Annotated in this window: 13 protein-coding genes; 1 reads left to right on the forward strand and 12 read right to left on the reverse strand. The window is 58.9% G+C overall.

Annotation, left to right across the window (positions count from 1 at the left end; all coding sequences use genetic code 11):
* Position 1: 1 nt before the first annotated feature.
* The 6 genes from AC0L2U_RS14080 to AC0L2U_RS14105 all read right to left on the reverse strand — a co-directional run bounded on the left by AC0L2U_RS14080 (position 2) and on the right by AC0L2U_RS14105 (position 4,735).
* A complete protein-coding gene (locus AC0L2U_RS14080) occupies positions 2 to 1,306 on the reverse strand; it encodes a hypothetical protein (protein WP_473602055.1) in 1,305 nt (434 codons plus the stop codon).
* Entirely contained in the window at positions 1,303 to 1,539 is a 237-nt protein-coding gene (locus AC0L2U_RS14085; protein ID WP_473602056.1) for a hypothetical protein, read from the reverse strand. Before AC0L2U_RS14085 ends, AC0L2U_RS14080 begins: the two co-directional genes overlap by 4 nt.
* An 18-nt stretch (positions 1,540 to 1,557) precedes the next feature.
* Positions 1,558 to 3,177: a terminase large subunit gene (locus AC0L2U_RS14090; RefSeq protein WP_473602057.1), complete on the reverse strand. Its 1,620-nt coding sequence runs from the start codon at positions 3,175 to 3,177 to the stop codon at positions 1,558 to 1,560.
* Complete coding sequence (locus AC0L2U_RS14095) at positions 3,140 to 3,544, reverse strand: phage terminase small subunit P27 family (protein WP_473602058.1); 405 nt, start codon at positions 3,542 to 3,544, stop codon at positions 3,140 to 3,142. The genes AC0L2U_RS14090 and AC0L2U_RS14095 overlap by 38 nt, the downstream gene beginning before the upstream one ends.
* Complete coding sequence (locus AC0L2U_RS14100) at positions 3,544 to 4,119, reverse strand: head-tail connector protein (protein ID WP_473602059.1); 576 nt, start codon at positions 4,117 to 4,119, stop codon at positions 3,544 to 3,546. Before AC0L2U_RS14100 ends, AC0L2U_RS14095 begins: the two co-directional genes overlap by 1 nt.
* Before the next feature lie 301 nt (positions 4,120 to 4,420).
* Positions 4,421 to 4,735, reverse strand: a complete 315-nt coding sequence (locus AC0L2U_RS14105; RefSeq protein ID WP_473602060.1) for an HNH endonuclease — start codon at positions 4,733 to 4,735, stop codon at positions 4,421 to 4,423.
* Positions 4,736 to 4,906: 171 nt separating this feature from the next.
* Here AC0L2U_RS14105 and AC0L2U_RS14110 point away from each other — a divergent pair, with 171 nt between their 5' ends.
* Positions 4,907 to 5,029, forward strand: coding sequence for a hypothetical protein (locus AC0L2U_RS14110; RefSeq protein WP_473602061.1), 123 nt, complete (start codon positions 4,907 to 4,909; stop codon positions 5,027 to 5,029).
* Positions 5,030 to 5,299: 270 nt separating this feature from the next.
* On the opposite strand, the gene AC0L2U_RS14115 is transcribed toward AC0L2U_RS14110, so the two are convergent.
* The 6 genes from AC0L2U_RS14115 to AC0L2U_RS14140 all read right to left on the reverse strand — a co-directional run bounded on the left by AC0L2U_RS14115 (position 5,300) and on the right by AC0L2U_RS14140 (position 10,069).
* Positions 5,300 to 5,689 (reverse strand): hypothetical protein, encoded by a 390-nt coding sequence (locus AC0L2U_RS14115; protein ID WP_128287847.1) that lies wholly within the window; start codon positions 5,687 to 5,689, stop codon positions 5,300 to 5,302.
* 80 nt (positions 5,690 to 5,769) lie between these two features.
* Complete coding sequence (locus AC0L2U_RS14120) at positions 5,770 to 6,939, reverse strand: phage major capsid protein (protein WP_473602062.1); 1,170 nt, start codon at positions 6,937 to 6,939, stop codon at positions 5,770 to 5,772.
* Between the two features lie 14 nt (positions 6,940 to 6,953).
* The gene (locus tag AC0L2U_RS14125) at positions 6,954 to 7,454 is read right to left on the reverse strand and encodes an HK97 family phage prohead protease (RefSeq protein ID WP_473602063.1); all 501 of its coding nucleotides are present in this window, start codon (positions 7,452 to 7,454) and stop codon (positions 6,954 to 6,956) included.
* Positions 7,454 to 8,647 carry a phage portal protein gene (locus tag AC0L2U_RS14130; RefSeq protein WP_473602064.1) on the reverse strand — a complete coding sequence of 398 codons (1,194 nt, stop codon included), beginning with the start codon at positions 8,645 to 8,647 and terminating at the stop codon, positions 7,454 to 7,456. The genes AC0L2U_RS14125 and AC0L2U_RS14130 overlap by 1 nt, the downstream gene beginning before the upstream one ends.
* Positions 8,634 to 9,077: a hypothetical protein gene (locus AC0L2U_RS14135; protein ID WP_473602065.1), complete on the reverse strand. Its 444-nt coding sequence runs from the start codon at positions 9,075 to 9,077 to the stop codon at positions 8,634 to 8,636. The genes AC0L2U_RS14130 and AC0L2U_RS14135 overlap by 14 nt, the downstream gene beginning before the upstream one ends.
* A 116-nt stretch (positions 9,078 to 9,193) precedes the next feature.
* Complete coding sequence (locus AC0L2U_RS14140) at positions 9,194 to 10,069, reverse strand: hypothetical protein (protein WP_473602066.1); 876 nt, start codon at positions 10,067 to 10,069, stop codon at positions 9,194 to 9,196.
* Between the last annotated feature and the right edge of the window lie 116 nt (positions 10,070 to 10,185).

The raw sequence follows: 10,185 nt of genomic DNA on the forward strand, positions 1-10,185 counted from the left end.
TTCATGTCAGCGTCACCTTCGGATCGATGTAGAACGTCGATGACGCTTTCGCGACTTTGACACGGACGAAAATCCAGCCCTTTTGCTGTGCGGTAAACGCCTTCGATAATTCGAACTTGGTGGTGCTTCCTCCCCACGTGCCGCTACCGGCGGTCTGGCCAGCGGCTGATGCGAGGACGTCGGCTTTGCTGTCGTTGACAAACGACGCAAGCGGCGAAGCCGCGTCGCCGAGATATTCGACTTCAAGCCAGATTTCATCATCATTGGGGACCGCGCCGCCGCCCCAGATACCTTGCACTGTTGCCGTGACGGATGAGCCCGTGACGTCATTCCAAATACCGATCGGAAGGCTTTCAAATGGAAGATGGAAAGATGCATTCGCCGTGGTGACGATCTTCTGAGCCAGCGGCGTCGTCCCGTCCGACGCGCCCCCAGTTCGAACTACGGTCGTTTCCTCGATCTGCGAGCCTGGATAGGTGTAGCGACCATGCCTATAGTTAGTGCCGTCGCTGGCACAGCGGATGAGTTCGACTTCCGCCGTTCCGTGAGAGCTGGGCGCCGAAGGCGGCGTGACGGATGCGTTCAGTTTGCAATCCACAAAACGTGCTCGCACCGCAGTACCTGATACCGGGCTGACCAAAACCTTCCCCGACCCGACGGCACTGAAGTCGACCCCGTGACATTCGACGTGCGCACCACGGGCTGCGGTAAATGAAAATAGGGTTGTCGGAGCCTGCCCAGGAAGAGGGTTAGCCGTGTTTTCCCAGCGAAAGTCACAGTTCACCAATATGCCAGCTGCAACACTGGAGAAGTTGGCGACAGTATTGTCGAACACACAGAAGCAGGCGCCGTTGCCTGCCGTTCCCAGCGAAATGCTTCCTGTGCTGATCAGGTTGATGCGGCCGTTCTTGAAAACCTGCGACGTCGATGCCCCTCCGTTCGTGACGAAGTTGGGGGCGCCGGATGACCCAACATTGAAAATTGCGCCGTAGACAAAGCAGGAGCCGGCGATTGTGATCGAGCCAGCAGCGGTCGTTGAGATTTGCCCGGTTGTGGCAAGGTCTGCCGAAACTGGCGGGACGGACCCCGCGTGATTGACGCAGAGGATACGGCAGGGATTGGCAAGAGTGCCGGGGCTCGTCAGTGTGATAGAACCACTCGTGCTCTCGGCGTGATCTTCCGAAACATAGAACGTGTCGCCGGCCGCCTTGCCCGATAGTGCGGCGGCCAACGTCAGGTAGGCGTTTGCCCAATCGGCACCTGTTGCGGCGCCAGCAGCGCCCGAGCGAACATAATAGTTTGTCATTGTGATAAACGAGCTCCAAGGCCGATCATGCCGTAGGTCATGCCCCAGGCATCGGCGATCTGTTCAGGGGTGGTTGCGACGTCGGGTTGTTTCTCGACGCGCTCGGCGGCCGGTGCCGCGTCAGTTGGGAAAAACCCTCTCGGCACTCTGCAGCCGTCTTCATCTAGTACGTTCGTGGCCGGTGGCTGAGCACGGTTGTGCGGTCGCGCCGAGGCGCGTTGGGTGGTGGTCATTTGTGGGGTTCCTAATGCCTAGAAGTGGAAGGCCGACTCGTCGGCGGTTTCGTACATGGACAGCCCGCTTGCGCCCGCCACAGCGCGTCCGCAGCTCATGATGGCACTGACGGCCGGGTCGATACGGTCGGCGGCACGAGCTTTGTTTGGTCGCCTGTTGCCAGACTGGTCGGACATCATCACAACGTTGCCGATTGCCCACCGGAGACACGGGTTACCGTCGTGTACAACGTGACGCGTAAGCATCAACTGCTCAAAGTCATCGACAGGCTTAGCGTAGTTGGCGAGTGTCTGCGGGAAGGCCGCAACCGGGATGCCATCTGCTTCGAGGTTTTCCATGATTTCGCGGGCTAGATACTGATCGAACGCGACTTCCTGAACGTCCAGAAGACCGCACAAGCGGCGTATGTGCTCTTCGATAATGCCGCGGTCGACGATGTCACCAGGACAGGCCGTGAGGTAGCCCTGTTCCGCCCATAGTTGGTACGGTGCACTGTCGTTATCGGCTCGCCTTCGTATGCCCTCCTCGGGCGCGAACGACTGCACGTGCAGCGCATAGCGACCGTCTTCTAGTTCTATGCAGGCCGCAACGGCTGCGAGGTCGGTACGCTTGGCAAGGTCGGCGGAAAGCCAGGCATGCTTACCGCGCAGCGCCTCTAGATCCACTTCGCTAACGCATTGATCCCATATGCCAAGATCCCACTCAGGATTGGCTGCACCATCTTGCCAGATGTTGAGGTGCAACTGCTGGAACATGGCGCGATCGGCTGGCCGGTGTTCGGCTTCCCGCACCATCTGCCGCATACCGTCAACGTCAGGGTATGACGGGGTGCATGACAGGCCGGGATTGACCCGATGCCACACTGACTCGTCGCGCCAGTCTTCGTCTTTGTCGGCCTCGAACAAGATCGGCAGGAACGCATCGTCTTCGATGGCGCCGGATGCCACTTGCCGCGCATAGCTGTACATATCGTAAGCGATGTTTTCGCGGCCTATGCCGGCTGTGGTGGTCACCACAAGCAGCGAGCCTGGTGTCTTCACCAAGCCGGTTTTAATCGCGTCCCAAAGGTCACGCTTCTTCCAGGCATGTAGCTCGTCAACGAGCGCAAAGACAGGCGTCCTGCCGTGAGCAGTGGCAGCATCAGCCGACATCGCTCTATAGAACGCGCCGCTCCTACGATGCGTTATGCGGTTCTTTGTATCCTGAATCTGAAACGCTTCTTCAAGGCGAGGATGCGCCCGAATGATGCCGGTCATTTCCTCGAGCGCGATACGGGATTGATCGCGGTCGACGGCCGCCGATACGACCTGGCTACGCGGGATGCGCTCTGGTCCCAAGCCTACGAGACAGAGAGCGCTTCCAAGCGTTGTCTTGCGATTGCCGCGCGGGATTAGCGCAAAGACTGTCTTGATTCGACGTGTGCCGTCCGGCTTTGTGTCGCCGTAGACGCGGCGGATGATGCGCTCTTGCCAGCGGTCCAACTGGAAAGCATTTCCCGGAAGATTTGATTTTGGGTGGCGGAGCGCTTTGACGAAACGGACTGCACGCTCACCTTTGCCGTGCGGGTCGGGTATTGGGCTGTCATCGAAGATCCACGCATTAGATGTCCCCCAAGTCGTCGGCGTCGTCGTTTCCAATGGCGCCTCCTTTGTTTTTGCTTCTTGACGCTGGCGCCAAACCAAGAGCGTCTGCGAGGCGCGCGAGCGTCGAGTGGTATTCCTTCAAGAGAGTGGTTTCGGGTCGGCGCTTGGTCTCACCTGACGGCGAGACCATCGTTAATCCGTGCTCGGCAATCGCTACCTCGCAGGCGCCGATGTGGTCCACGACGCGGCAGTAGGCGTCCACAAGAGGCAGCTCATGATCAGCAATCTTTCGCTGCTCCACCAGCACGCCGAGCACCTTCCGCCATTCTCTAGTAGCGCGTGCAGGCATATCCTTTGGTGGTGGCGGCACCCTCGATAGTGCGCCGTCGAGCGCCGTAACTGTCGCCTTTCGTCCACGCATCAGAAGGACCACTCCCGGTACTCTGACAGGATGTCACCGACTCCGTATGGAATTGCGGCTGCCTTATCGCCGTGTGACGAAGCCTCCCGGCATTCGTATTCTTGGGCAGCGATCTGAAGGATGGCTTCCCGCAATGGCATCGGGACGTCTTCTGCTGCGTCGCCGTAACCAGCAATGAAGCGAACGCGGACAGCGTTGATGGTTGGTGTTGTTGCCGGCCAGCCGACATCACCCGGTGCAATCCAACCCGGATCGCTTGCGGTATCCACGGCATATTGGTCGGTTGCGAGCGTCGTTTCCAAGCCCGAAGTTGCGTCGACATACTTGACGTACGTCACAGCCTGAAGCGGTCCTTTGGGGATCTGCATCGGCCCGCGCTGGAAGGCATCCAGAACCAGATCATAGGTGGTCGAAATAAGCGGCTTGCCGACGAAGCGCTCCACGTACTGGCGTGCCGCCAGGCCCTTTGCCACGAGCAAGCTGTCGTCGTCGCTATGGTCGACGCGGACATGCGCCTTAAGCTCCGCAAGCGTGATCGGCTCGACAGACGGCGCCGTGACAATGACTAATGCCATAGGTCCAAATTCCTATTTTCGATTTATTGCGAACTGTGTGGGGGCGAGTGGTTAGGGAGGAGTCGACAAAAGTTGCCGACCTGGTGGGGGCGTGTCATTGTCGGCCCGGCAAAAGGGAGGCGATGATGGAGCTAGAAGAGATCAAGCGTAAGATGCAGCGTGCTTCGCGTGAACTATCTGCTGTAGTGTCAGGCGAATTGGCAGCAGCTAGAAGCGCTGCTTCACATGACGACGGCCAGAAGGCGAAGCGTCGTATCGATGACGCAATCTCAAAGGTTGAAAGCATAGCGAGATCGTTGCGCTAACGCCCGAACCCACCCTCACTGCGTATGTTCTTTCTGCTGTTGCAGCCACGGTTATAGGGCTGCCAGTTGGTGCGATCCCAGAACAGTACCATGTCGCCTTTCGGCGCCTTGATATGATCGACCATGTTGGCTGGCCTGCCGCAGCCACAGGCGCATAGCGGGGCGCCTAGGGCGGCCAGGAAGGCTCGGCTCTCGCGCTGCCACTCCGCAGTATAGCCACGCTCGGAGGTGCTGCCACGCTTGGCGTCGTTGGCTGCCTGGCGTGTCTTGGCGTTGCGCTGTTGGCACGGGCATTTGACGCCCTTTGGCATGCTATAGCCGCACGCGCATATGACGTTGGGCATCGTTTTCTTTCGTCGGAATTATGGTATGGTGTGGGTGTTGGCGCGTCTGCCGGAATGAGCCGGTTAAGGCGTGTGCCAATGCACCAGAAAAAATGGTGATGCTGATGAAGCAAACTGTAAATAGAAGGAGAAACAACCATGGAGGGCTTCGACCTCGGTGATTTTATTCGCGCGTTGAGCAACGTAATTTTTATTGCTCGACAGACTTGGGCACTTTTCAACAAGGAAGGAGAAGAAAAGAAAAAGCGACGAAAGCGTTAGTCAATTTAGAATACCGGGAGGTTGGCGAAAGCCACCTCCCTTTTTATTTTGAAAGCGGATGGCAGCGTCCTGCATGCCACCCGCTAATTGACCCTTAGCCGACGCTCATGGTGTGACCCATGAGGAAAGGAGGCGCGGCTGGTATCTGGACCTTCATGGATTGAACGGATCGTTGAAGACCTTGGCGGGCCGCATCCATGAGTTCGCTGTCGGGCAGGCCCGTGAGCTACGTGCGTAGCGGTGCCCTCAAATGTCCCCCGCCGGATGGGGTTAGGCTACGGGCTTGCTGTAGGCTCTGCCTTTGATAGCAACAGCGCCGGCCGCAATCGACGTGCCTGAGTTCTTGGTTGCCACGATACGGGCATACCTTTTGAACCCGATATAACTGATCTTGAACGCGCCATCCGCAGTGAGCGGGTTGACGAGGCTCGAGCCTATCAGGGCCGAAGCCGCAGCGTCAGTAAAGTCGCCGTCAGTCGTAGTGTCGGATTCCTGCACTGTGATGGTGAAGTTGCCGGAAGAGGCAATGGCGCCAGTAACGACAGTGAACATGACACTGTCGAAGCCTAGCAAGTCGATTGCGTTGCCCTTGATAGTGGCAGCCTGCACGGCAGGCGAAAGGGCATTAACAGCCCCAAGGTTGTGAGCTAGATCGCGCATGTGCGCTCCTATGATTTGAAGGGAAATGGGCGGCCACTGGTCTGGGACCGCCCTAACTGCATTGCGCAGGCGATGTAGTTTTACGAGGTCGCGCAGCGGATTTTGCGTAGTGCTTCGGCCAAAACCATACCGGCGCCAACGCGGCGGCGCGCATGGAAGCGCACCAAACCAGAGGTGGCCTGGCTGTACGGGTCGCGCATGATGGACAGGTTGAGCCTGTCATAAATGCGGAACGCGGAATCGAAGTCACCAAGAACGATCGGCTCCGCAGCGGCGCCAACATCATCCATCGTTGGGTCTTCGATAACCGGACGGCCAAGGATCGTTTCCGGAGTCGAAGCGCTAAGGCCCGGCGCCCACAGGTATGCGCCCGTGCTGCCGTCTTTCAATTTCCTCACGGCCGCCAACGTCGATCCGTTCATCATCCAAACCGCTCGGTTGCGGTAGTAAGCGGAAAGCTCATAGAAGGCGTCGATGAGCGTGTCGGCTGGTGCAGTGCCAAGCGTCGAAGCGTTGCCGGTGAAGCTGTATGCAACGCCAGACGTCGCCATAACACCAAGCGGCTTCTTAACGCCGTCGCCGTCCATAAAGGCAGCGGCTTCGAGGCGCCCGAACTCTTCGGCAAGATCAAAAGCAACTTCGCTCTCGACGTTAACGGCAGCGTCCTCAAGCAGGCGCGTCGAAACGTCGACGTAACAAGCCATTTCGTGAATTGGCACTTCAAGCTGGCCGTAAGCCGACTCTGTGCTGGTGCGGGTCTCGGTTTCACCAACCCAATAGCCGGTCGGACGGCCGGTGCGCTTAGGCAACAGAACCGAACTGCTAGCCGTGCTGCCAACGCGAGCCGCCTGGCGGATAGGCGAACGCTCTACAATGCCCTTGATGACTTCCGTAGTGAACTCGGCTGTGGCGAAATAGCCACCGCTCGTGTCGTCCGCAATTCGGAGGGATTTGGTCTCTTCGGCGACCATCGACTCCTTGCCGCGGCGCAAATAGCTAACGAAAGCCTTGCGCTCTTCGGTCGGCTCGTTGTCGTTGGCACCCTTGAGAAAGGTAGGGCGATTGAGCTTGGTTTCGACGGCGGCCAGACGGTCGACAAGCTTGGTGTTGTCGTTCGCAGCCGTCTTGGTCTCGACTGCCTTAAGGCGGTCATCAACCGACTTCTGCAAATCGGCGAGTGCCTTAGTAACGATGGTGTCAACGTTTTCGTCTTCGCCCTTGGTGACAAGGGCGTTGTTTGCATTACGCATGTTTGGAATATTCCCTAGTTTCGGATCGCTGCAGCGAGCCTGTTAATTGCGGCGGCAAGTTCAAGCGCGCGCACCGCCGACTTTGCGCTGGTAACCCGAGCGCCGGGATGCATGGGAATCGCAACGAGCGATGCCTCGAGCAATTCAAGTGAACTTATGAGGCGTCCACCGCCCTTACGGGGCATCGCCTTCTTGGTGATAAAGCCGATGGATAGACCGCGGACTGCACCGGCCCTAACTAGGCTGCGCACTTCGTCGGCGCGACGCACCTCACCGACTAGGAGTCTGCCTTTAAGGCGCAATCCGTCCGTGGCTTCCGTCGCTTCAGTCCACGCTCCAACAGGATCGTCAGGGTCGTGGCCAAACAGCATAGGGAGCGGCAAGGCAGCGTTAGCAAATGCCCCCTTTTCGATAACGTCGCCGACACGGTCGGGTGTTGCGAACGGCCAAGCCAGCCCTTCAATCTCGCCAGCATCGCCGGCAAGAAACTTAGTTTCGAAGAATAGGCGCTCCATTAGGCGGCTGCCTTTACAGGTTGATTGTCGTTTGCCGGCTTGACGCCGCTGACATTGGGATTGGCGAATTCATTGCCGGCCGAATAAGGCGGCATGCCCTCCCACTCGCGAGCTTCGTTTGGATTGATGACGCGGCTGGTAATTAAGGACGAGTAGGCTGTTGCGCGTTCGCCTAGGTCGGCACGGGTGAGGTCATCACGTTCGAACCAGATACGGAACGTCTTACGATCGCCTGGCGCGATGAGCGCCCTGGTAAGCGCGGCCTCGAGTGACCGCAGCCACGGCTCTAGCGAGAACACCAAGAACTCGCGTGTCGCCTGCGTCATGTTCGACCATGTCTGCCGCGACATTTCGTAAAGCATACCCGGCGGTACCCGGAACGCGCGTGCCACCTCTTGGACTTGGAAGGTCCGAAGCTCTTGGAATTGGCTGTCGACGCTGGAGAAGGACAAGGCCTTCCATTCTGCGCCATCCCACGTAATCGCCGTACCGGCGCCGTTACCGGATCCACCGAAAGCGGCGTTCCAGCCGGCCTTGATTTTGGCCAGTGCCGTGTCGCCAAGTTTAACGCCGGTAGGAAACTGGAGCACACCAGCCGGCCTGGCGCCGCTGGTGAATAGCTTCGCTGCATGTTGCTCCATCTTGTGAGCGACGCCGATTGCTTCAGCCGCCATATTCAACGGGCTTTTGGCAAATGGTCCCGTAAGGTGAATGATGTCACTGGCCGTAACCGCCTTACCTGACAGGCGGTATGTCGGCTCGCCGGTATCGGCGTACTCAACCGAGATGACATGGTCGCGATAGTGGATAATCTCGACAGGCTTGCCCTCGACGCGGTTGACCCACGCCAAGCCGCCAGCATCGCGAGTCAGCGCCTCGGCAACAAGGTCGCGGATGGTTTCGAAGCCTGAAGACCATGGGCAGGCATCGCCGCGAAGGAGCCACCATGCTGGATGTTCCTCGTCGTCAACCCACGCGTCGCCGTCCTTCCGCTGTACGCGGACGTCGAGCGTCGCTGCTGCTTCGGACAGCACGCGCACCGCGGCGGACACTGCCGGCACGGTAAGCGCCACGCTGGCCGATACAGCTGCCGTACCGGTCACGGTGGCGCCAAGGATGGCCAACAGCTCCTCGTCAGGGGCAGCTAGGGATTTCTGCTCGACGGCGGGTTGGCGGGATTTAAACGGCCACAAGGGCGCCTCCATAAATTTCGGCGCAGCGCGCGATAATGTCGGCAGAGATGGTGCCGATCGGAATGAGGATTTTCGATTTGTCGACGGCTAGCCGCTCAACGTCGCGGTCGGATATGATGCGGCCGGATGCTGACGAAACAGACATGACGTCGACCACCAGCACTGCATCGTCTGGCGGCGGGTGCTGCAGGTGTTCGAACGCTTGCGCGATTGCGGTCAGCCAATTGCGGCCGGCGCGCTCCAGCTCGTAGCCGACGCGAAGAATGCAAATGTCCTGCGGGCTGAACCAGCGGCGACTTTTGCGGCGCTCGCTGAAGAGAACTTCTGCGTCACGAATGCGGTGCACCCATGCGTCTAGTGTGCCGCGCCGAAGTCCGGCCAAGGCAGCGGCTTCCGCGACACTGAAGTCGCGGGCTGTCCATTCGGCCATGTCCGGCCTCCTTATGTCGATAAGATTGAATTTTGGGCAAAGAAAAAGGCGACGCAAAAGCGCCGCCCAACAATATTCTCATACATATACGCTACAACGCGCCACGATCTGGCACGTTATGCGGCGATACTTGTCTTCCCGTTGTTGTCATTCATCGCAACGAGCATCTTGGCGGTATCGAGCAAGGCACGTTTGGCTGCGCGATCCGCGTACTGCGGGCCATACCCCAGCCGCACGCCGAGGGACTTCAACGAACCGCCCGCAGCCATTTCGTCCAACACTTCCCTGGCTTCACCTCTGGGCTTTTCTGGTGCGTCCCATACTCCCACCGTGCCGGAGTTCGTTCCCTGCTTCGGACGCGAGATGCCACCGAAGAAGTAGGCCCCCTTGGCCGTGACTGTCGGATGCCTCGTAATCGGTGGTGCGCTTGCCATAAGGCGGGCGAGTTCGGCGCGGTTATCTTCGACTCCGGGAAGTGGGTCGTAGGCCGCACCGTTGCCACCTGCACCAGTAGGCAGGCATGCCACGCGTTCCAGCCCTACCGCGTCACCGGGAAGTGGCGTTGTCGGCCGGACCTTCATATATCTAGCGGCGCTGCGCTTGCTCTTGCCGTTGCCCCTCACGTCGTCCTTCGGCTTGAGCTTCTTTCCTGCCCTGGTCTGCCCCCATTCTCTGAGTGCGCCTCTGTAGAAAATTAGGTCGCCAAGAAACTGCCATTCATCGTCGCGATAGGTCTTGCCCGCTAGGCGTCGATAGCCCTTTCCGACATGCCGACCGCCATTACGCACATAGACACGGAAAGCATCGCTGGCCGCTCGCATCAGCTCGCCGACAGTCGGACGCATTTCGCGATCGAGTTCGTCTGCGTTCGCGCCGCCGTCAGGTTTCGTGTCCACAAGCGCTCGCGCAACTGCCTGGACAGAGTCCACGTCGTTTTTCCTAAGCCAGTTCAATAGCGGAAGAGTTCCACGATATCTGATTGTCTGGTTCATGCTGCTCGCCCTTGTTTTCTTTGCTTTGGCTTGTGTGGAAAACCGGAAGGGGTTTCCAGCCCCTTCTAGGGTGTTCCACCCTGCTGGGGGTATAAGGGGGGGTGGAAGAACAGGGG

The sequence above is a fragment of the Mesorhizobium sp. WSM4808 genome, from assembly GCF_055811675.1.